We start from the raw sequence: 20,439 nt of genomic DNA on the forward strand, positions 1-20,439 counted from the left end.
ATCGCATGAACGCGACAAAGACCCATCTCACCTTCGCCGCCCTGATGGGCCTGGCGGGCGTCGCGCTGCTAGCGGCTGCCGCCCACGTAACGGGCACGGCCAATGTCCAGACTGCCGGGCAGATGCTGCTGTTCCACGCTTCCGTCGTCATTGGCGCCACCGCCGCCCGCAAGGGCGGGCATCTGCAGGATGCGCTGGCCCGTTTCGCGCTCTCGGCCATCATCTTCGGTGCGGTGCTGTTCGCGGCCGATCTGGCCCGCCGCGGCTTCGCCAACGAGGCGCTGTTCCCGCGCGCGGCGCCGATCGGCGGCTGGTTCATGCTCGGCGGCTGGCTCGGCCTCGCCGTCGCGGCCGTGACAGCCAGGCGGAGTTGACGACCGGGCGCGCCTGACCGGCGCCGGACGTCCTTCCGCCGCCGCGCAAGTTCGGGTAGAAGCGCGCCCGGACCCTTCCTGCGGCCGCGCGGAGCCTGCCCGAATGACCGACCATCCCCTTCTGACGCCGTCGCAATCCGCCGAGCTGCTCGTCCAGGCGCTGCCTCACATGCAGCGCTACGACCAGGAAATCATCGTCATCAAGTATGGCGGCAACGCCATGGGCGATGCCGCCACCGCCGAGGACTTCGCCGAGGATATCGTGCTGCTCGAGCAGTCCGGCCTGAAGCCGGTGGTCTGCCATGGCGGCGGCCCGCAGATCGCGGCGATGCTGAAGAAGCTCGGCATCCAGTCCGAGTTCAAGCAGGGCCTGCGCGTCACCGACGAAGCGACCGTCGAGGTCGTCGAAATGGTTCTCGCCGGCTCGGTCAACAAGGAGATCGTCGGCTACATCACCCGCGAGGGCGGCCGCGCCATCGGGCTCTGCGGCAAGGACGGCAACATGGTCACCGCGCGCAAGGTGACCCGCACGATCGTCGACCCCGATTCCAAGATCGAGGAGGTTCTCGATCTCGGCTTCGTCGGCGAACCCGAGGCTGTCAACACCACGGTGCTCGACGCTGTGCTTAAGGCCGAGCTCATCCCGGTGCTGGCGCCGGTCTGCGCCGCAGCCGACGGCCAGACCTACAACGTCAACGCCGACACCTTCGCCGGCGCCATTGCGGGCGCGCTGAATGCCAAGCGCCTGCTGCTGCTGACCGACGTGCCGGGCGTGCTCAACAAGGACAAGCAGCTGATTCCGGAACTCACAGTCGAGGAATGCCGCCGCCTGATCGCCGACGGCACGATCTCGGGCGGCATGATCCCGAAGATCGAGACCTGCATCTACGCCCTGGAGAAGGGCGTCGAGGCCGTCGTCATCCTCGACGGCAAGGTGCCGCATGCGGCGCTGATCGAGCTGTTCACCGACACCGGCGCCGGCACGATCATCCGGCGCTGATTTCGCCCGTCATTCTCGGGCGGCGCAAAGCGCCGACCTGGGAAATCGCGTGGCCAGAAAGCACTGGTTTCGGAGATGGTCGGGTCAAGCTCGACCATGACGGTGGGAAGCGCTATGGCGATTAAGCCTTGGCCAAGGACTTGCGGCGCAGACTCCGGATCGCCACATCACGGAGTCCTATGAAAATACTCGCTGACATACCTGCCGCGGCACCGCCCTTTCCGACAGAGGGCTTCGCGCATGTCGATCACTGGATCTTCGATCTCGACAACACCCTCTACTCGCATGAGGCCAAGGTCTGGCCGCAGGTCGACGAGCGCATCACCCTGTTCCTCGCAGAGCTGTTCGGGCTTGATGGGCTCTCTTCGCGCGCGCTGCAGAAATATTACTACCAGCACTATGGCACGACGCTGAAGGGGCTGATGGAAGAGCACGGCGTCGATCCCGGCGATTTCCTCGACTTTGCCCACCAGATCGACCTGACCCTGCTCGACCCGAATCCCGATCTCGGCGAGGCGATCGCGGCCCTGCCCGGCCGCAAGCTGATCCTGACCAACGGTTCGCGCGGGCACGCCGAGAACGTCGCCAGCAAGCTCGGCATCCTCCATCACTTCGAGGATATCTTCGACATCGTGCAGGCCGGCTTCACGCCCAAGCCCGAGCGTTCGACCTATGAGACCTTCCTCGCCAAGCATTCCGTCGATCCGGGCCGGGCGGCGATGTTCGAGGATATCGAGAAGAACCTGGTCGTGCCGAGCGCGCTCGGCATGAAGACCGTGCTGATCGTGCCGAAGACGCCTGATCCCTTCCGCGAGACCTGGGAACAGGTCGCAGTCGAGGCTGGACATGTCCATCATGTCACGGCCGACCTCACCGGCTTCCTGAAGCCGCTCGGGCGCCCAACCGAACGCTGCACCTGAAGCCGCAGAAGGTTTGTCGCGAGAGCGGTTTTCAAAAAAGGAAATTCTGTTCTTCTTTACGAACAGAAGGGGAAGTGCTAGTGGCGTTGTCCGTTATAAAGAACGGACTGAGGTTCCCCATGTCGGCATCGGACAACGCCGCAGCCAAGCTGCATCCTGAAACCCGCCTCGTCCACGCCGGCACCATGCGCTCGCAGTTCGGCGAGACCTCCGAGGCGCTGTTCCTGACGCAGGGCCATGTCTACGACAGCGCCGAGCAATGCGAGGCCCGCTTCCTGAACAAGGATCCGGGTTTCCAGTACGCCCGCTTCTCCAACCCGACGGTGTCGATGCTCGAAGGCCGCATGGCCGCCTTCGAAGGCGCCGAGGCCTGCCGCGCCACGGCGACCGGCATGGCTGCCGTCACCGCGGCCGTGATGGCGCCCTTGCGTGCAGGCGACCATGTCGTGGCGGCCCGGGCGCTGTTCGGCTCCTGTCGCTACATCGTCGAGGACCATCTGCCGCGCTACGGCGTCGAGTCGACGCTGGTCGACGGCACCGATATCGAGGCCTGGCGCAAGGCGGTCCGGCCGAACACCAAAACCTTCTTCCTCGAAACGCCGTCGAACCCGACGCTCGAGGTGATCGACATCGCGGCCGTCGCGAAGATCGCCAAGGCAGCCGGCGCCCGGCTCGTCGTCGACAACGTCTTCGCGACCCCGCTCTTCCAGCGCCCGCTCGAGCTCGGCGCCGATCTCGTCGTCTACTCGGCGACCAAGCATATCGACGGGCAGGGCCGCTGCCTCGGCGGCCTCGTCGTCGGCTCGAAGGAGCTGATCGAAGGCGATATCCAGACCTTCCTGCGCCAGACCGGCCCGGCGATTTCCCCCTTCAACGCCTGGGTGATGCTCAAGGCGCTGGAGACGCTGCCGCTGCGCGTGCGCCAGCAGGCTGAGAACGCCACCAAGGTCGCGGATTGGCTCGCCGCTCATGCCAAGCCGTCCAAGGTCATCTTCTGCGGCCACAAGAGCCACCCCCAGGCCGAGATCATCGCCCGCCAGATGAGCGGCCCCTCGACGCTGATCGCCTTCGAGGTGCCGGGCGGCAAGGACGCCGCCTACCGCCTGCTCAACGCCTGCAAGCTGATCCGCATCTCCAACAATCTCGGCGACGCCAAGAGCCTCATCGTCCATCCGGCGACGACCACGCACCAGCGTTTCACGCCGGAGGTCCGTGCCGATATGGGCGTCACCGACGGCATGATCCGCCTTTCGATCGGGCTCGAGCACGCCGACGACCTGATCGCCGATCTGGAGCAGGCGCTGGCGAGGGTTTGACTCTGGCCGTCATTCTCGGGCGTAGCGAAGCAACGACCCGAGAATCGCGAGCAGGATAAGGTTTCGGAACCTCTCCTGACGTGAGATGCTCGGGCCAAGCCCGAGCATGACGGCTGTTGGAGCGGCCAGTGGCCATCTCCGCCCGCCCCTGCTAAAGCGGAGCCGGTTCCCGCCAAGGCTTGAGAGGCCAGCATGCGTTCGGGCGAAGTGATGCGCCGCACCAACGAGACCGATATCGCGGTCTCGCTTCTGATCGACGGCACCGGCAAGGCCGAGATCGCCACCGGCGTCGGCTTCTTCGACCATATGCTCGACCTCTTCGCCCGCCATTCTCTGATCGATCTCAAGGTCGCGGTGAAAGGCGACACCCATATCGACGACCACCATTCGGTCGAGGATGCCGGCATCGCCATGGGCGAGGCTTTGAAGCAAGCTCTCGGCACCAAGAAGGGCATCCGCCGCTATGCCGATGTCCACCTGCCGATGGACGAAACGCTGACGCGCGTTGCGATCGACGTCTCCGGCCGGCCGTTCCTGGTGTTCCGCACGGAGTTCAAGGCGCAGAAGATCGGCAGTTTCGATACGGAGCTGGTGCGCGAATTCTTCCAGGCCTTCGCCATCAACGCCGGCATCACGCTGCATGTCGAGACGCTCTACGGCGACAACGCCCACCATATCGCGGAAAGCTGCTTCAAGGGGCTGGCACGCGCGCTTCGCCAGGCACTGGAAGTCGATGCGCGCGAGGGCGACCGCATCCCCTCGACCAAGGGCGCTCTCTGATTCTTCGTCTACGCATTTTCTTCACGCGAACCTGTAGCCACTTCGCTCGAAAATGCTCTAGGAGGCGGCCATGGCATTCTACACCGTCCTGACACCGCCGCCGGCCGCAGGCGGCCGCGGCGAGGAAATCGAGCAGGCGCGCCTCATTCCCGAGAGCTTCTCCTGGGGCGCCTTCCTACTCACCGGCCTCTGGCTCCTCGGCAAGAGGCTGTGGCTGATGACCCTGCTGTTCGCGCTGGCCGTGGCCGGGCTCATCTATCTGCGCAGCCGCTTCGGCCTGCATCCGAGCGCGCTGTCGCTGATCTATTGGTCGAGCGCGCTGTTCCTCGGCGTCGAGGGCAACGACCTCGTCGTCCGAAAGCTGCTCCGCAAGGGCTGGCGCGTCGCCGACGTGGTCGAGGCCCGCAGCCTGCCCGAGGCCGAGCGCCGCTATTTCGAGCGGGGCCTGGCCGGCAAGGCCGCGCCGCCGCGTGCAGAGCCTGCCGCTCCTGCCCCGATGGTCCGCCCGAGCGGACCGCTGCCGATCATCGGCCTGTTCCCGGAGGCCCGCGGGCGATGAGTCAGAGCGTCGCCATCATCGATTACGGCTCGGGCAATCTGCACTCCGCCGCCAAGGCCTTCGAGCGGGCGGCGCAGGAAAGCGGCATCGCCTCGACCATCCACGTCACCAGCGACACCGGCATCGTGCGCGCGGCCGACCGTATCGTGCTGCCGGGCGTCGGCGCCTTCGCCGATTGCCGGCGCGGGCTCGATGCCGTGCCGGGCATGGTCGAGGCGCTGGAAGAGGTCGTGCGCGCCAAGGGCCGCCCCTTCCTCGGCATCTGCGTCGGCATGCAATTGCTGGCGTCGCGCGGGCTGGAATACACCGTCACCCAGGGGCTCGGCTGGATCCCCGGCGACGTCACGCTGATCGAGCCGGACGACGACAGCCTCAAGATCCCGCATATGGGCTGGAACGTCCTGCACAAGCAGGATGAGCACAAGCTGCTCGATGGCATCGAGACCGGGCCGCAGGGGCTGCACGCCTATTTCGTCCACTCCTACGCGCTGGCGGCGGAGCGCCCGCAGGACGTGCTGGCCCTGACCGACCATGGCGGGCCGGTTACCGCGATGGTGGCGCATGGCAATGTCGCCGGCACGCAGTTCCACCCCGAGAAGAGCCAGAAGCTGGGGCTGAAGCTCATCGCCAATTTCCTGAGCTGGAAGCCATGATCCTCTTTCCCGCGATCGACCTGAAGGAAGGCCGCTGCGTGCGGCTGAAGCAGGGCGACATGGCCCAGGCCACCGTCTTCAACGACGATCCGGCCGCGCAAGCTGCCGCCTTCGAGGCCCAGGGCTTCCAGTGGCTGCATGTCGTCGATCTCGACGGCGCCTTTGCCGGCAAGCCGATGAACGCGGCGGCGGTCGAGGCCATCCTGAAGCGTGTCGCCTTTCCGGTGCAGCTCGGCGGCGGCATCCGCGACATGAAGACGGTCGCCGGCTGGCTCGATAAGGGCATCGCCAGAGTCATTATCGGCACGGCGGCGGTGCGCGATCCCGGCTTCGTACGCGAGGCGGCCAAGGCGTTTCCGGGACAGGTCGCGGTCGGCATCGATGCGCGCGACGGCTTCGTCGCCGTGGAAGGCTGGGCTGAAACCTCGACATTGGCGGCAGCCGATCTCGGCCGGCGCTTCGAGGATGCCGGCGTAGCCGCGATCATCTACACTGACATCGCCCGCGACGGCATGCTCCAGGGCATCAACTGGGAAGGCACGATCGCGCTGGCGAAGGCGGTCTCGATCCCGGTCATCGCCTCGGGCGGACTTGCCTCGATGGCCGATATCGAGCGCCTCTGCGCCGATGATGCCGCCATCCTCGAAGGCGCGATCACCGGCCGTGCCCTCTATGACGGGCGGATCGACCCGGCGGCGGCGCTGGCGCGGCTTCGGAGCGCGACGAAGGGAGCCGCGGCATGACCCTGAAGACCCGCATCATCCCCTGCCTCGACGTCAAGGAAGGCCGTGTGGTCAAGGGCGTCAAGTTCCTCGACCTCGTCGATGCCGGCGATCCGGTCGAAGCCGCCAAGGCCTATGACGCGGCCGGCGCCGACGAGCTCTGCTTCCTCGACATCACCGCGAGCCATGAGGATCGCGGCATCCTGCTGGACGTGGTGACGCGCACGGCGGAAGCCTGCTTCATGCCGCTCACCGTCGGCGGCGGCGTGCGCAAGGTCGAGGATATCCGCGCGCTGCTGCTCGCCGGCGCCGACAAGGTCTCGATCAACACGGCCGCCGTCACCAACCGCCAGTTCGTCAAGGAAGCGGCGGAGAAGTTCGGCGCCCAGTGCATCACGGTCGCGATCGACGCCAAGCAGGTCTCGCCCGGCCGCTGGGAGATCTTCACCCATGGCGGGCGCAACGCCACCGGCATCGAGGCCGTCGCCTTTGCGCGCGAAGTCGTTTCGCTGGGAGCGGGCGAGCTCCTCGTCACCTCGATGGACAGGGACGGCACCAAGTCGGGTTACGATCTCGGGTTGACCTGTGCGATTGCCGACGCAGTCTCGGTCCCTGTCATCGCCTCGGGCGGCGTTGGGAATCTCGACGATCTCGTCGCCGGAGTCAGCAGGGGCCATGCCTCGGCTGTGCTGGCAGCCTCGATCTTCCATTTCGGCACCTATACGATCCAGCAGGCCAAGGCGCATATGGCGGAAGCCGGGCTTCGGATGAGGCTGGACTGATGGCCAACTTCACGCTCTCCGATCTCGAAACCCGCATCGCCGAGCGCGCCAGCGCCTCGCCCGAGGAATCCTGGACCGCCAAGCTGCTTGCGGCGGGGCCGGAACGGGCCGCCAAGAAGTTCGGCGAGGAGGCGGTCGAGGCCGTGATCGCCGCCGTGAAGGGCGATCGCGACGAGCTGATCGCCGAGAGCGCGGACGTGTTGTATCATCTTTTGGTGGTGCTCAAGGCGCGCAATGTTGCATTGCGGGACGTCTTGAGCCAGCTTGAGGCCCGCACCGCCCGCTCCGGACTGGCGGAAAAGGCGGCCCGGCCCCGTTGAGTACCGCGAGGATGGACCCGCGTTGAATCTCGAATCCTGGATTGCGGGCCGCGTCATGGACCAGCGTCTCGTCACGCCTGCGCCCGAGCGCGAACTGGTCTCGCCCTACCGCCTGTTCTCGCGCGACGAATGGGCGCATCTGCGCGCCGATGCTCCGCTGACGCTCTCGGTCGACGACCTGACCAAGCTGCAATCGATCAACGATCCGATCTCGCTCGACGAGATCGTCGCGATCTATCTGCCGCTGTCGCGCCTGCTCTCGCTCTATGTCGCGGCGACGCAGGGGCTGTTCAAGGCGACGCAGCGCTTCCTGATCGCCGAGTCCGAGGTCAAGGTGCCCTATGTCATCGGGGTCGCCGGCTCGGTCGCGGTCGGCAAGTCGACGACCGCACGCGTGCTGAAGGCCCTGCTCTCGCGCTGGCCGAACACGCCGAAGGTCGAGCTCGTCACCACCGATGGCTTCCTTTTGCCAAATGCCGAGCTCGAACGGCGCGGTCTGATGCAGCGCAAGGGTTTCCCCGAGAGCTATGACGGGGCGGCGATCCTGCGCTTCCTGTCGGATGTGAAGGCCGGCAAGCCGCAGGTAGCTGCGCCGGTCTATTCGCACCTCGTCTACGACGTCGTGCCGGGCGAGACGGTGACGGTCGAGCGGCCGGACATCCTGATCCTCGAAGGGCTCAACGTGCTGCAGCCGAGCCGGATGCCGAAGGATGGCACGGCCATCCCCTTCGTCTCGGATTATTTCGATTTTTCGGTCTATCTCGACGCCGATGAGAACGACCTGCATCGCTGGTACGTCAACCGCTTCATGACGCTGCGCCAGACCGCCTTCCGCGATCCCCGCTCCTTCTTCCGCAAATATGCGGAGATCGGCGAGGAAGAGGCGCTCGCGATCGCTGAGAAGCTCTGGACCGGCATCAATCTACCGAACCTGCAAGAGAACATCCTGCCCACGCGTCAGCGCGCCAGCCTGATCCTGACCAAGGGCGCGAGCCACCGCATCCAGCAGGTCGCCCTGCGGCGGCTTTAAGCATTTCAAGCCACCGAGCGCTCCTTGCCGTAGCAGCCTCTCCGAGAGCCCCATGGAACCGCTCGCATCCCTCGCCGCCATGGCGGGCGCGGCCTTCGTCGCTGCAACCTTGCTGCCGGCCCAGTCCGAGGCCGTCTTCGTCGGGCTTCTCGCGGCAAAGAGCGTCGACCCGCTCGCGCTGTTCCTGACCGCGAGCCTGGCGAACACGGCCGGCTCGATCCTCAACTGGTGGCTCGGACGGCTGATCGCGCGCCATGGCGTCGACCGGCTGCCGGTCCGCCTGCGGCCCGATCCGAAGCGTTTCACTCAGGCACAGGGCCTCTTCGCCCGCTTCGGCTGGCCATCGCTGCTGCTGGCCTGGCTGCCGATCGTCGGCGACCCCCTGACCTTCGCTGCCGGCACGCTGAACTATCCCTTTGGCCGCTTCGTCGCACTCGTGCTCGTCGGCAAGGCCGGGCGCTACGCGGCGCTCTGGGCGGGCTGGGCGAGCTTCGCCTGACCCCCCTGCCGCGGCAGGGGGATTTGACGACATCTTCCCTAAGGTCAGGCGCATATCATTTGCGAAACCGACCGGGCCGGGCTACCAGCGAAGCGTCCGTTCAAGGAGATCAGATTATGACCATTCAGCGTATCGGCGTCGGCCCGCGCATGTCCAAGGCCGTCGTGCACGGCAACACCGTCTATCTGGCCGGCCAGGTTGCGGACAAGGCCGCCGGCAAGAGCGTGGGCGAGCAGACCGCCGACATCCTCGGCATCATCGACGGGCTCCTGGCCGAGGCCGGCACCGACAAGTCGAAGCTGCTGATGGTCAACATCTGGCTCTCCGACATGTCGACCTTCGCCGAGATGAATGCCGTCTGGGACAAATGGGTCGTTGCCGGCCAGACCCCGGGCCGCGCCACCGTCGAGGCCAAGCTYGCCGCGCCGCAGTTCACGGTCGAGATCGCGGTCATCGCCGCGAAATAAGCATTTGGAGCATTCCGTGTTCTTCGACGCGCGGAATGCTCTATCTCTTTGTGCTGTCGCATTTTCTTCACGCGAACCGGTATCCACTTCGCGCGAAAATGCTTGAGGCCGAGCCGGAGCGGGAGGCAAACATCAGTCAACCCGACGAGATCGTCCCGCTTATGGCGCGCGTCGCCGGACGCCACGGCCTGCCGCCGGTGGCGCTGGCGGCGATGATCGCGGATTGGCTGCGCCGCCCCGGTTCGACACCTCCCACTGAGGCCCTGCTCGATCGCAAGGCGGGGGATTTCCAGGCCCTGGTCCAGCGCCTGGCGATGGAACACGGCGACGGCGAGATCCAGCGCCTGCGCCGTGAGGCCGCCGGCGCCCTGGCCACCGGGCGTCTTGCCGAAGCGGACAGGGCTCTGGCGCAGGCCGAGTTGCATGCCATCGGCGGATCGACCGACCTTTCGACATTGCCGATCGAACGCCGGCTGCTGATCGGCGAGAACCGGGCGGACCGGGCGGCGCTCAGCTTCCTGCGCACGACCGCCGAGAGCTATCAGGAGGCTTCAACCCGCTACGGCGAGGCCTCCACCCTGATCGGCCTCGCCGATGTCGAGCGCAGCCGTGCGGCGGCGCTGGAACAGGCCAAGGCTCTGGCACGCATCAGCGACGATTTCGGCGGGCGTGAGGGCTATGACGGGGCCGTCGCAACATTGCGCCGCTTGCTCGAAGGTCTCGACCGTCTGGCGGATACCGTGGCTTTTGCCGGCGCCCAGGACGCGTTGGCTGCTGCTCTCGAGGGCCTTGCGGGGCTCACCGGAGAGGCGAAACTCCTTACGACCGCGCTCGCCCATTGCCGTTCGGGCGCCGAATATCTCAGCCGCGACGAGGATCCACCGCTGTGGCGAGCGCTCAAGCTGCGCATCGGCCGCATCGCGGTCAAGCTCGGGGTCGCGCAGAAGGATGACGAGCTTCTCGAGGAAGCCATAGCCACCTACGCCAGCGTCCTCAGCGCCTGGAACCGCGCCGATGACGAACCGCGCTGGCTCGAAGCCGAGCATATGATCTCGCGCGCCCGGGCGACGCTCGGCCGGCGCCGGAGCGATCTTTCGCTGCTGGAGCGCGCCTTCAACGGCCTCAACCGCGTATCCATGGCGACGGAGCGCAGCCGCGAGCCGCTGCGCTGGGCTGAGCTGCAGGATCAGATGGGCAGCGTGCTCGCCGCCATGGGCGAACGCTACAGCGAACCAGTCGTCGTCGAGGAGGCGATCGCAGCCTTTGCCGCCGCCCTGCAGGAACGACGGCAGGACAAGGTGCCGTTGCTCTGGGCACGCAGCTTCGCCAACCAGGCCGAAGCCATGCTTCAGCTGGCGCGGCGCAACAAGGACAAGGAGCTGGCGCAGAAGGCGCTGGCCCAGCTGATGGCGGCGACGGAGACGGCGCGGCGCACGCCAGGCGGGGATTCGCTCGCTGCCGACCTCCAGAAGCGGCTCGTCGCCGCCGGCGCCGTCGCGACCAAGCTGATCGGCGGCTGACGAACATACATCCGCCTCAACGCGGACGGCGGGTCGCAAGCCTCTCCAGCGCCGCATCGAGCGTCGCGTCGCGCTTGGCGAAGCAGAAGCGGACGACGTTCTTGACCGCTCCTTCGGCGTAGAAGGCGCTGACCGGGATCGCAGCGACGCCGCTTTCGGTGACGAGGCGGCGGCAGAAATCGGCGTCGTCGCTCTCGCCGAGCGGGGCGATATCGACGTTCAGGAAATAGGTGCCGGCGCTGGGCAGCACCGCGAAGCCGAGATCGCGCAAGCCGGCGGCGAAGCGGTCGCGCGAGCGCTGGAAATCGGCACGCATACCCTCGAAATAGTCATCGCCCTTGCCCAGCCCATAGGCGACGGCCGCCTGCAGGTTCGGCGGGGTGGTGAAGGTGATGTATTGGTGCGCCTTGGCAAGGACCCGCATGATCGCCGGAGCGGCCATGACGAGCCCGACCTTCCAGCCCGTGAGCGAGAAGATCTTGCCCGCAGAGGAGATCTTGACGGTACGTTCGCGCATATCCGGCCGGCCCAGCACCGAGGCATGGCGGTGCCCGTCGAAGACGACATGTTCCCAGACCTCGTCGCAGATCGCGATGGCGTCGTGCCGGACGCAGAAATCGGCGAGGAGATCGAGGTCTGTCTTGCCGAAGATCGTCGCCGTCGGGTTGAGCGGGTTGTTGAACAGCACGACCTTCGTCTTGGGGGAGAAGGCCTTGGCCAGCGCCTCCTCCGTCAGACCGAAATGCGGCGGCGTCAGCGTCACGAATTTCGGGATGCCGCCAGCGCGCCGCACGAGCGGCAGATAGGCGTCGTACATCGGCTCGAACAGCACGACCTCGTCGCCGGGCGTGACAAGAGCCATCAGCGCCCCGGCGATCGCCTCGGTCGCGCCGGACGTCACCATCACCTCGGTGTTCGGATCGAGATCGAGCCCCTGCCAGTGCTTGTAATGCGTGGCTGCGGCCTGACGCAGCTCCGGCAGGCCCATCATCGGCGGGTATTGGTTCCAGCCGTCCAAGACGGCGTCCGCGGCCTTGCGCCGCACATCCTCCGGACCGGGATCGTCCGGAAAGCCCTGGCCGAGATTGACCGCGCCGGTTTCGCGCGCGAGCTGCGACATCGTCTCGAAGACGGTGGTCGGAAGGGCGGAGAAGATCGGATTCATCGCAGAGGCCGGCAGAAAAGAGGACGAAGCCGGCTTTAACATGCCGGATGGCGGCGCGCATCCCGATGCTTGTGCCGAGCCGGAGCGCCCGTATCAAGTGCCGAGTGATGAATGTTGACATTCATCATCGGTCAGTGTCTATCGAGTCTCAGCCGGTCCTCGGCGGGATCCTGTTACGACTTCGCCCCTTTGGCGTAGCAAGGTGCCGCAGTGGACCGGCGAACCTTGTCAGCATGGTGATCCTTCCGGGGCGTATTCCGCCTGGGCACGCCCGATGCAGACGGCACCAAAGTTCAACACCTTCCTTGCGTGACGATTGCCCCGGCTGGCGGCTTTCCGCACCCCGTGAAACCGGGCTAAGCAGGGCGATGTCCCGCGCGTCCACGCCCGCCATCATGATCCTCGGCACCGGCTCCAATGTCGGAAAGTCGCTGGTGGTCGCCGGCCTTTGCCGGCTCTTTGCGAATCGCGGTCTCGCCGTAGCCCCCTTCAAGCCGCAGAACATGTCGAACAATGCCGCCGCCACGGCAGCGGGCGAGATCGGGCGCGCGCAGGCGCTGCAGGCGCGCGCCGCGCGCATCGCGCCGCATCCCGACATGAACCCGGTGCTGCTGAAACCCGAGGGCGAGCAAGGCAGCCAGGTCATCCTGCAAGGCCGCGTCGCCGGGCGGCTCACTTCCCGCGATTTCGCTCGGCGCGGCGATTTTCTGCCCCGCGTTCTGGAAAGCTTCGAGCGCCTCGGCGAGCAGGCCGATCTGATCCTCGTCGAAGGAGCGGGCTCGCCGGCCGAGACCAATCTGCGCGCGCGCGACATCGCGAATCTCGGCTTTGCGCGAGCCGCCGGCGTTCCTGCGGTGCTGGTCGGCGATATCGACCGGGGCGGGGTGATCGCCAGCCTCGTCGGCACCCATGCAGTGCTGGATCAGGCCGACCGGGCGATGATCCGCGCTTTCGCGATCAACCGCTTCCGCGGGGATGTGGGGCTTTTCGGCCCCGGCCTGGACACCATAGCGGCGGCCACGGGATGGCCCTCGCTCGGCGTCATCCCCTGGTTCGCAGATGCGGCGCGCCTGCCTGCGGAAGACGGCCTCGATATCCGTTCAGGACGCAAGCCCGGTGCGCGCATCAAGATCGCGGTGCCCGTGCTGCCGGGCATCGCCAATTTCGACGACCTCGATCCGCTCAAGCTGGAGGACTGCGTCGACCTCGCGATGATCGGCCCGGGCCAGGCGCTCCCGGGGGATGCCGATCTCGTCATCCTGCCGGGCTCCAAGACGACCTTGCGGGACCTTGCGGCACTGCGACGGGAGGGCTGGGACATCGACATCCTCGCCCATCGCCGRCGYGGAGGGCATRTCCTCGGCCTCTGCGGCGGCTAYCAGATGCTCGGACGCGTGGTGCGCGACCCGCTCCGCCTGGAAGGCCCTGCCGGCGAGGCGACCGGCCTCGGCCTTCTCGATGTCGAAACCAGCCTTGATGCCGAGAAGACCGTTCGCGAGGTCGGCTTCTGCCACATTGCCAGCGCCACCAACGGGGAGGCCTATGAAATCCATCTCGGCCGAACCGTGGGCGGCGACACCGCCCGCGCGCCATTCCAGGTCGATGATCGGGCCGAGGGTGCGGCCAGCGCCGACGGACGGGTTGCCGGCAGCTATCTGCATGGCATCTTTGCCTCGGATGCAGTGCGCAGCGCCTGGCTCGCCCGTATCGCAGGGGCCAAACTGCCTTCGGCGCTGGGCTATGGCGACACCGTCGACAGCACGCTCGACGCGCTTGCAGGCCATATAGAGCGCCATCTCGACATCGATGCGCTGCTCGACATCGCAAAATCGCGATCTCCGACCGCATAGGGCAGCGCCCGCGGATCGCGGCCCATCGGCCATTGTAGCGGCTTGTCAGGATTTCACTTCAGCCAAAATTGATGCAGGTCAACGCAAAAGTCTTTATCTGCCATAACGTTGACGAATGACGAAATTCGTCATAAGGATCAATTCTTCACCGCATTCGTTGAAATACAAACAAGCCGGCGACGCCGTGAGTCATTCCGAACGCGATACCAAGCAGATCATCGTCGACACCGCCGAGCGCTTTTTTCGGGACATCGGCTATCAGAAGACGACCGTGGCGGACATCGCGAAGTCCCTACGGATGAGCCCCGCCAATGTCTACCGCTTCTTCGATTCCAAGAAGTCGATCAATGAAGCCGTGCTGGAGCGCTACAAGCGCGAGCAGGAAGAAGCGATCGCCACCATCGCCGCCGAGGATCGGCCTGCGGCCGACCGGCTTCGCGATATCCTCGCGACCTCCTACCGGCTTAACGCCGCCCGCTTCGCCGGGCATGCCCGCATGCAGGAAATGGTCTGCGCGGCCATGGAGGAAAGCTGGGATGCGATCATCGCCCATATCGAGCGCTTCGACGTTGTCCTGCGCCGTGTCGTGGCCGACGGCATCTCCCGAGGCGAGTTTCGGCCTGTTGAGCCTGCCCATGCGACGGGCTGCATCCGCACGGCGATGATTCGCTTCATGCACCCGCTGCTGATCACGCAATGCGAGTGTATTCCCGGCCCATCGCCCGACGAAATGATCGCCTTCGTCCTCAGCGCGCTGGAAGCCAGGCCGCCCGCTAACTGAGCAAGCGCCCATCGCGCGTTGACAAGCCATCGAGGGAGCGGGATACCCCGCCTGACATGGCCATCCTGCCCAAACAGAATCTGAAGAAGACGGCGGTCGTCGTCCACGACCTCGTGATGACGGCGCTGGCGATCTGGCTCGTCTTCGTCGTCCGCTTCGAAGGCGCGCTGCTCGACGAGCATCTGCGCTATCTGCCGCGATTCCTGCCGTTCTTCGTGGCTTATGCCGGGCTGGTCTACTGGTTCTTCTCGCTCTATCGCTCGAAGTGGCGCTTCGCCTCGCTGCCGGACCTATCGAATATCGTCAAGGCCGTCTCGGTTCTCACCGTCTCGCTGCTGGCTGTCGACTATGTGCTCGTCGCGCCCAACTTCTATGGCAATTTCTATTTTGGCAAAATCACCATCGCTCTCTACTGGCTCGTCCAGAATTCGCTACTGGGCGGACCGCGCCTTGCCTATCGCTATCTGAAATATGCCCGCTCGCGCTCCAGCGGACGCGAGGCGACCCTGCCGACGCTGATCCTCGGGCGCGGCGTCGAAGTCGAAATGGTGATCCGCGCCATCGAGACGGGAACGATGAAGCGACTACGCCCTGCCGGTATTCTGTCGCCCCGCCCCGACGATCTCGGCCAGTCGATCCGCGGCGTCCCGGTGCTCGGCCTGCTGTCCGACATCGAAGGAATCGCGTCCGAGGCCGCCGAACGTGGCGAGGCCTTCCGCCGCATCGTCGCCACGCCCTCGGCGCTGTTGCCGGAGGCGCAGCCGGAGAAATGGCTCGCCAGGACCCGTAAACTCGCCCTGCCGATCTCGCGCATCGAGGCGCTCGGCGAGGGCGCGCGCGACACCGAGGTTGCACCGCTGGAAATCGAAGACCTGCTGGTCCGCTCGACGGTCGCTATCGACCGCGAACGGCTGGGCGGGTTCCTCAAAGACAAGCGGGTGATCGTAACGGGCGGGGGCGGCTCGATCGGCTCGGAGATCTGCCTGCGCTGCGCCGCCTTCGGCGCCGCCGAACTGCTGATCGTCGAGAGCTCCGAGCCCGCCCTGTTCCAGATTACCGAGCAGCTGGCCGTCCAGGCCCCGGACACGGCTGTCTCGGGCGTCCTGGCCGATGTGCGAGACCGCGAGCGCATCGTCCCCCTCTTCGTTGCCTTCCGGCCGGATATCGTGATCCACGCCGCCGCGCTGAAGCACGTCCCCTATCTCGAGGCGGATTGGAGCGAGGGCATCAAGACCAACATCTTCGGCTCGGCGAACGTGACCGACGCCGCCGTTGCGGCGCAGGCGAAGACCTTCGTGATGATCTCGACCGACAAGGCGATCGAGCCGGTCTCCATGCTCGGCGCGACCAAGCGCTTTGCCGAGATGTATGCGCAGTCGCGCGATGCCGAGTTTGTGGCCGCCGCCTCCGACATGCGGCTCGTGGCCGTGCGCTTCGGCAATGTGCTCGGCTCGGTCGGTTCCGTAGTGCCGAAATTCAAGGCGCAGATCGCGCGCGGCGGCCCCGTCACCGTCACCAGCCCCGACATGATCCGCTACTTCATGACGATCCGCGAGGCCTGCGACCTCGTGCTGACCGCGGCGTCGCACGCCACCGTCGGCGGGCAGGATGCCGAGCGGGCGGCGGTCTATGTGCTCAAGATGGGCCAGCCCATGCGGATCATGGATCTGGCCGAGCGGATGATCCGCCTTGCCGGCTTCGAGCCGGGCGAGGATATCGAGATCATCGTGTCAGGCGTCAGGCCCGGCGAACGCCTGAACGAAATCCTGTTTGCCCGGGACGAGCCGATGGCCGAAACGGGGCTTGACGGCGTCATGGCCGCCAAGCCGATCTTCGCCGGCCGCGCCCGCCTGCAAGGCTGGCTGACCCGGCTTGAAGCGGCGATCAAGGCCGACGACCGTGGCGCGGCCAATGCAGTGCTCGAAGAGGCGATCCCCGATTTCAGCCAGCGCGAGGCGCAGCAGCAAGGCGCGCCAGAGCCGCGCCCGTCTCTACAGGCGGCCGCCAGCCGGCCTTGAGCAGGCGCTCGGGCCGCGCGACGAGGCTCCCTGCCAGCTTGAGAAAGGTTTCCTCGCGCCCGGCGAGACGCGCCAGCCGCCTGAGAAGCGATTCCGGCACCGAAATCAGCCCCGGCGAACGACCGAGGCCGGAGCGCAACGCCGCCAGCATGTCGGCGACGCTCATCGGCTCGGGGTCGGCGACCGCATAGGCCTGCCTTGCCGGGCAATCGGGCGTCAACGCGAAACGGACGGCATCGGCCATGTTCTCGACGGCGAGCAAGGAGCGTGGCGCGTTTAGGGCACCAAGCGGGAGGGGCAGCGGCAGGCTTGCCAGCCTGAGCAATGCCGCCATGTTGGCCTTGACGCCTGGGCCATAGATCAGCACCGGCCGCAGCGCCACCCAATCGAGAGAGAGCTGATCGAGCCCTCGTTCGGCCGCGAGCTTGGAACGGCCATAGGCATCGCCGGGCACAGGCTCCGCTGTTTCTGACAGGGGAGGCCCGTCGAAAGCGCCGGACAATGCCTTGATCGAGGAAAGGTAGACGAAGCGCCGCACGCCGGCCACCGCGGCCGCCTGTGCCAGTTCCAGCGTCGCTTCGGTGTTGATGCGGGCGTAGAGCGCTTCGTCCAAGCCAGGCCCGGCGTGGGCCAAGCCCGCCATATGGACCACGTGATCGACGCCTTCGAGCGCCGGCGTCCAATCGATCGGCCCCGCCAGGTCGCCCGTCAGGATGGTTTCGACGCCGGGTGGCACATCATGGGGCCGGCGCTGGGCGAGACGCAGGCGATAGCCGGCCTGCGTCAGAGCTGCAACGACATGCGGGCCGACGAAGCCACTGGCGCCGGTCACGAGGATCAATGGGCTAGCCATGGCGCGGACCTGCCGCAAAGCGGCGCAGCAGCAAACCCGTCAGCAGGCCGGCGGCAACGAGGCAACCTAGCTGGACCCCGGTCTGCGGCCAGGCGATCGAGATGCCAGCCAACACGACGAGAGCGACATTCAAGAGCGCGACGCGGCGGACCACAGCAATCACGCTGAAGCCGTTCGTCGTCGCCTGCTGGTAGAAATGCGAGCGATGCGCCTCCCAGACCTTCTCGCCGCGCGCCAGCCGGCGCAGCAGCGTGATGGTGGCATCGGCGATGTGGTAGAGCGGCAGGATCACCGCCGCGGCAAAGGCGCCGGTCCCGGCGAGCCGGTAGAGCAGATAGGCCGTGACGAGGCCGATCGGGAGCGAGCCGACATCTCCGAGAAACAGCCGCGCTACCGGTTTGTTGAAGGGGGCGAAGCCGATCAACCCGCCACAGAGCGCGGCGGCCAGCCAACCGGTAACCGGATCGATCGCGCCCAGGCTTCCCGCCAGCGCGAGAGCCCCGGCAAGCGGCACGATACCCGCGACGGTTATCCAGTCGAGCCCATCCATGAAATTGACGAGGTTGACGAACCAGACTCCGGCCAGAAGGGCCAGCGCCCGTTCGACCGCCAGCGGCACGATCTCCGGAAACAGGCGCAATCCAGGCGCGGCGCCAAACAGCACATAGCCGACGCAGGCGGCCTGCAGCACCAGACGGAGGCTGGCCGGCAGAGGCCGTATATCGTCCCAGGCTCCGACCACGGCCAGCGCCACGACTGCCGAGCCGAGGATCAGCACCGCCCGCCACGCTTCGCTTTCCGCCCGGCCGAGCCAGAGCGCCACGGCCAAGGCCAGGAGGGTTCCGATCAGCACAGCGATGCCCCCGCCCTGCGGCGTCGGCACTTTGTGGCTTGAGCGCGCATTCGGCCGAGCCAGCGCATAGCGCAACAGAAGCGGGCGCAGCCGAACGCATAGCAACGCCGCCAGGAAGGCGGCGGCGAAGAGAGCGACAAACGGGATCAACAGCATCGACAAGGCGGGCCGCACCATAGCCGAGGCTGCGCAAAAGCCTAGTGGCTAATGCGCGAGATGACCTTCGCCGACCCGTGCCAGCCCGCGATGGAGGCTATTGCTTGAAGGCGACCAACACGCCGTCGGCGCCAAACGAAAGCTGAAGCCCCTCCCGACGCGTCGCGAGCCGCAGGGTCACGCCCTTGTCGTTGCGCAGCCAGACATTGCCGCTTCCCTTATTGCCCACGGCCCAGCCTTCCTTCAACTGGACATAAGCGCCGGGGAAGTCGGAGACATTGCGCAGCCCATAGACCGTCCCCGTCGCGACGGTCCGGGAGGCGCCGACCGTACCGATTCCGAGACCGCCGACAGTGATCGGATAGGAGCGGCCACGGAAGCGCAAGGTTCCGCCGCCTCCCTCGCCCGAGGCGATAAAGCCCGCCTGAAGCTGCTCGATGCGAACGGAACCCGTGGAAGGCCCGAGCGAGCGCGCCGACTGCGCCATGGCTGGCGGAGCCAACATCATGAAGGCCGCGAGGGAAACGGCGGTGTGCCTGATCGTGATCATGTCCTACTCCTTGCGCCCGGTTGGCAGCGCGAGGAATGAACCCGCGAAACGCGATTTCGATCCCGACAGAGGGCGAAGCCAACAAATCTCGCGTTGCCGGGGTGCCTCCGGGAGGGGGCGAAAGCCAAAACATCAGCCTCAAAGGCCGGAACCATGCAAATCGACGCAATTTTACCTGTCGAATTGATCGCGATTTCAGAGCTTGCCGGCATCGTCCCGCGCAACGTTCCATCCGCCGCAGGTCACCATGTCTCCCGTTCGCTTCGTCAGCTTCGCTTTCCTGCTGGCGCTCGCCGTCTTTTTCTTCTCGGCGGCGCAATCGGCACCGGTGTGAACCGGCTTTTGGCGCTCCCAAATCGTCGTTTCGGCTGCTGGCTCCGTTGCCCTGGCCCGCCGAGCTATGCCCCCGTTTCAGCGATCTGAACGATATAGCGGCCGTAATCGCTCTTAGCGATTTCCTCGCCGAGAACTCTTAACTTGACGCTTGAAATCCATCCCTGGCGATAGGCGATCTCCTCGGGGCAGGCGATGCGCAGGCCTTGGCGTGCTTCCAGCGTGCGGACGAACTCGCCGGCCTCGAGCATGCTGTCGGGGGTGCCGGTGTCGAGCCAGGCGAAGCCGCGGCCCATGGATTCCACAGAAAGCTCGCCGCGCTCCAGATAGATGCGGTTGATGTCGGTAATCTCCAGCTCGCCACGCCGCGAGGGCTTCAGGGATCTTGCGATGTCGACGACCTGGCCGTCGTAGAAATAGAGGCCCGTTACAGCCCAGTTCGACTTCGGTACGGGAGGCTTTTCCTCGATCGAGATCGCCTTGCCGGAAGCATCGAACGCGACGACGCCGTAACGCTCGGGATCGCGCACGTGATAGGCGAAGACCGTCGCGCCCTTGGTCCGCGCCGCCGCCCGCGCCATCATCTCGGGCAGGGAGTGACCATAGAACAGATTATCGCCGAGGATGAGCACGGAGGGTTCGCCGGCGACGAAATCGGCCCCGATCAGATAGGCCTGGGCCAGCCCGCCTGGATGGGGCTGTTCCGCATAGCTGAGGCTCATGCCCCAGTCCGAACCATCGCCGAGGAGGCGCTTGAAGTTCGGCAGATCGTGCGGGGTCGAGATGATCAGAACCTCGCGGATGCCGGCGAGCATCAGCGTCGAGAGCGGATAATAGATCATCGGCTTGTCGTAGACCGGCAGAAGCTGCTTCGACATCGCCAGAGTCATCGGATGCAGCCGCGTGCCGGAGCCGCCGGCGAGGATGATGCCCTTCAT

General features: G+C 66.2%; 23 protein-coding genes. 18 read left to right on the forward strand and 5 right to left on the reverse strand.

Annotation, left to right across the window (positions count from 1 at the left end; translation table 11 throughout):
• Positions 1-5 precede the first annotated feature (5 nt).
• The 14 genes from AC1DEZ_RS17405 to AC1DEZ_RS17470 all read left to right on the forward strand — a co-directional run bounded on the left by AC1DEZ_RS17405 (position 6) and on the right by AC1DEZ_RS17470 (position 10,942).
• The gene (locus tag AC1DEZ_RS17405; protein ID WP_476780158.1) at positions 6-374 is read left to right on the forward strand and encodes a DUF423 domain-containing protein; all 369 of its coding nucleotides are present in this window, start codon (positions 6-8) and stop codon (positions 372-374) included.
• Between the two features lie 103 nt (positions 375-477).
• Positions 478-1,374 (forward strand): acetylglutamate kinase, encoded by an 897-nt coding sequence (gene argB, locus AC1DEZ_RS17410; RefSeq protein ID WP_476780159.1) that lies wholly within the window; start codon positions 478-480, stop codon positions 1,372-1,374.
• 179 nt (positions 1,375-1,553) lie between these two features.
• Positions 1,554-2,294, forward strand: a complete 741-nt coding sequence (locus AC1DEZ_RS17415) for a pyrimidine 5'-nucleotidase (RefSeq protein ID WP_476780160.1) — start codon at positions 1,554-1,556, stop codon at positions 2,292-2,294.
• A 119-nt stretch (positions 2,295-2,413) separates the two neighbouring features.
• Positions 2,414-3,610 (forward strand): O-succinylhomoserine sulfhydrylase, encoded by a 1,197-nt coding sequence (locus tag AC1DEZ_RS17420; protein ID WP_476780161.1) that lies wholly within the window; start codon positions 2,414-2,416, stop codon positions 3,608-3,610.
• A gap of 192 nt (positions 3,611-3,802) precedes the next feature.
• The gene (gene hisB, locus AC1DEZ_RS17425; RefSeq protein WP_476780162.1) at positions 3,803-4,390 is read left to right on the forward strand and encodes an imidazoleglycerol-phosphate dehydratase HisB; all 588 of its coding nucleotides are present in this window, start codon (positions 3,803-3,805) and stop codon (positions 4,388-4,390) included.
• A gap of 70 nt (positions 4,391-4,460) precedes the next feature.
• Positions 4,461-4,949: a DUF2628 domain-containing protein gene (locus AC1DEZ_RS17430; RefSeq protein WP_476780163.1), complete on the forward strand. Its 489-nt coding sequence runs from the start codon at positions 4,461-4,463 to the stop codon at positions 4,947-4,949.
• Positions 4,946-5,602 (forward strand): imidazole glycerol phosphate synthase subunit HisH, encoded by a 657-nt coding sequence (gene hisH, locus AC1DEZ_RS17435; protein WP_476780164.1) that lies wholly within the window; start codon positions 4,946-4,948, stop codon positions 5,600-5,602. The genes AC1DEZ_RS17430 and hisH overlap by 4 nt, the downstream gene beginning before the upstream one ends.
• Entirely contained in the window at positions 5,590-6,345 is a 756-nt protein-coding gene (gene hisA / locus AC1DEZ_RS17440) for a 1-(5-phosphoribosyl)-5-[(5-phosphoribosylamino)methylideneamino]imidazole-4-carboxamide isomerase (protein WP_476780210.1), read from the forward strand. Before hisH ends, hisA begins: the two co-directional genes overlap by 13 nt.
• The gene (gene hisF / locus AC1DEZ_RS17445; RefSeq protein WP_441510030.1) at positions 6,342-7,106 is read left to right on the forward strand and encodes an imidazole glycerol phosphate synthase subunit HisF; all 765 of its coding nucleotides are present in this window, start codon (positions 6,342-6,344) and stop codon (positions 7,104-7,106) included. Before hisA ends, hisF begins: the two co-directional genes overlap by 4 nt.
• Positions 7,106-7,426, forward strand: coding sequence for a phosphoribosyl-ATP diphosphatase (locus AC1DEZ_RS17450; RefSeq protein ID WP_476780165.1), 321 nt, complete (start codon positions 7,106-7,108; stop codon positions 7,424-7,426). The genes hisF and AC1DEZ_RS17450 overlap by 1 nt, the downstream gene beginning before the upstream one ends.
• Positions 7,427-7,481: 55 nt before the next feature.
• A complete protein-coding gene (gene coaA, locus AC1DEZ_RS17455; RefSeq protein WP_476780211.1) occupies positions 7,482-8,456 on the forward strand; it encodes a type I pantothenate kinase in 975 nt (324 codons plus the stop codon).
• A 52-nt stretch (positions 8,457-8,508) separates the two neighbouring features.
• Positions 8,509-8,955 carry a YqaA family protein gene (locus AC1DEZ_RS17460; protein ID WP_476780166.1) on the forward strand — a complete coding sequence of 149 codons (447 nt, stop codon included), beginning with the start codon at positions 8,509-8,511 and terminating at the stop codon, positions 8,953-8,955.
• A 116-nt stretch (positions 8,956-9,071) separates the two neighbouring features.
• On the forward strand, positions 9,072-9,422 hold the full coding sequence (locus AC1DEZ_RS17465; protein ID WP_441510033.1) for a RidA family protein: 351 nt from the start codon (positions 9,072-9,074) through the stop codon (positions 9,420-9,422).
• 161 nt (positions 9,423-9,583) lie between these two features.
• Positions 9,584-10,942: a coiled-coil domain-containing protein gene (locus AC1DEZ_RS17470; protein WP_476780167.1), complete on the forward strand. Its 1,359-nt coding sequence runs from the start codon at positions 9,584-9,586 to the stop codon at positions 10,940-10,942.
• Between the two features lie 16 nt (positions 10,943-10,958).
• Here AC1DEZ_RS17470 and AC1DEZ_RS17475 read toward each other — a convergent pair whose 3' ends face one another.
• Positions 10,959-12,107 (reverse strand): aminotransferase, encoded by a 1,149-nt coding sequence (locus AC1DEZ_RS17475; RefSeq protein ID WP_476780168.1) that lies wholly within the window; start codon positions 12,105-12,107, stop codon positions 10,959-10,961.
• Positions 12,108-12,475: 368 nt separating this feature from the next.
• Here AC1DEZ_RS17475 and AC1DEZ_RS17480 point away from each other — a divergent pair, with 368 nt between their 5' ends.
• The 3 genes from AC1DEZ_RS17480 (at position 12,476) to AC1DEZ_RS17490 (ending at position 16,756) form a co-directional block, all read left to right on the forward strand.
• Positions 12,476-13,957: a cobyric acid synthase gene (locus AC1DEZ_RS17480; protein WP_476780169.1), complete on the forward strand. Its 1,482-nt coding sequence runs from the start codon at positions 12,476-12,478 to the stop codon at positions 13,955-13,957.
• A gap of 184 nt (positions 13,958-14,141) precedes the next feature.
• Complete coding sequence (locus AC1DEZ_RS17485; protein WP_441510037.1) at positions 14,142-14,738, forward strand: TetR/AcrR family transcriptional regulator; 597 nt, start codon at positions 14,142-14,144, stop codon at positions 14,736-14,738.
• A 65-nt stretch (positions 14,739-14,803) separates the two neighbouring features.
• Positions 14,804-16,756, forward strand: a complete 1,953-nt coding sequence (locus AC1DEZ_RS17490; RefSeq protein WP_476780212.1) for an SDR family NAD(P)-dependent oxidoreductase — start codon at positions 14,804-14,806, stop codon at positions 16,754-16,756.
• Here AC1DEZ_RS17490 and AC1DEZ_RS17495 read toward each other — a convergent pair.
• The 3 genes from AC1DEZ_RS17495 to AC1DEZ_RS17505 all read right to left on the reverse strand — a co-directional run bounded on the left by AC1DEZ_RS17495 (position 16,680) and on the right by AC1DEZ_RS17505 (position 19,168).
• Positions 16,680-17,609 carry an NAD-dependent epimerase/dehydratase family protein gene (locus tag AC1DEZ_RS17495; protein WP_441510038.1) on the reverse strand — a complete coding sequence of 310 codons (930 nt, stop codon included), beginning with the start codon at positions 17,607-17,609 and terminating at the stop codon, positions 16,680-16,682. The two genes, AC1DEZ_RS17490 and AC1DEZ_RS17495, sit on opposite strands and share 77 nt — an antisense overlap.
• Positions 17,602-18,618, reverse strand: a complete 1,017-nt coding sequence (locus AC1DEZ_RS17500) for an MraY family glycosyltransferase (protein WP_476780213.1) — start codon at positions 18,616-18,618, stop codon at positions 17,602-17,604. The genes AC1DEZ_RS17495 and AC1DEZ_RS17500 overlap by 8 nt, the downstream gene beginning before the upstream one ends.
• 97 nt (positions 18,619-18,715) lie before the next feature.
• Complete coding sequence (locus tag AC1DEZ_RS17505; protein ID WP_476780170.1) at positions 18,716-19,168, reverse strand: hypothetical protein; 453 nt, start codon at positions 19,166-19,168, stop codon at positions 18,716-18,718.
• Between the two features lie 153 nt (positions 19,169-19,321).
• On the opposite strand from AC1DEZ_RS17505, the gene AC1DEZ_RS17510 reads away from it, so the two are divergent.
• Complete coding sequence (locus AC1DEZ_RS17510; RefSeq protein ID WP_476780171.1) at positions 19,322-19,591, forward strand: hypothetical protein; 270 nt, start codon at positions 19,322-19,324, stop codon at positions 19,589-19,591.
• Here the strand turns inward: AC1DEZ_RS17510 and rfbA are convergent.
• Positions 19,567-20,439: a glucose-1-phosphate thymidylyltransferase RfbA gene (rfbA, locus tag AC1DEZ_RS17515; protein WP_476780172.1), complete on the reverse strand. Its 873-nt coding sequence runs from the start codon at positions 20,437-20,439 to the stop codon at positions 19,567-19,569. The two genes, AC1DEZ_RS17510 and rfbA, sit on opposite strands and share 25 nt — an antisense overlap.

This window comes from Allobosea sp. 10L422 (genome assembly GCF_056395345.1).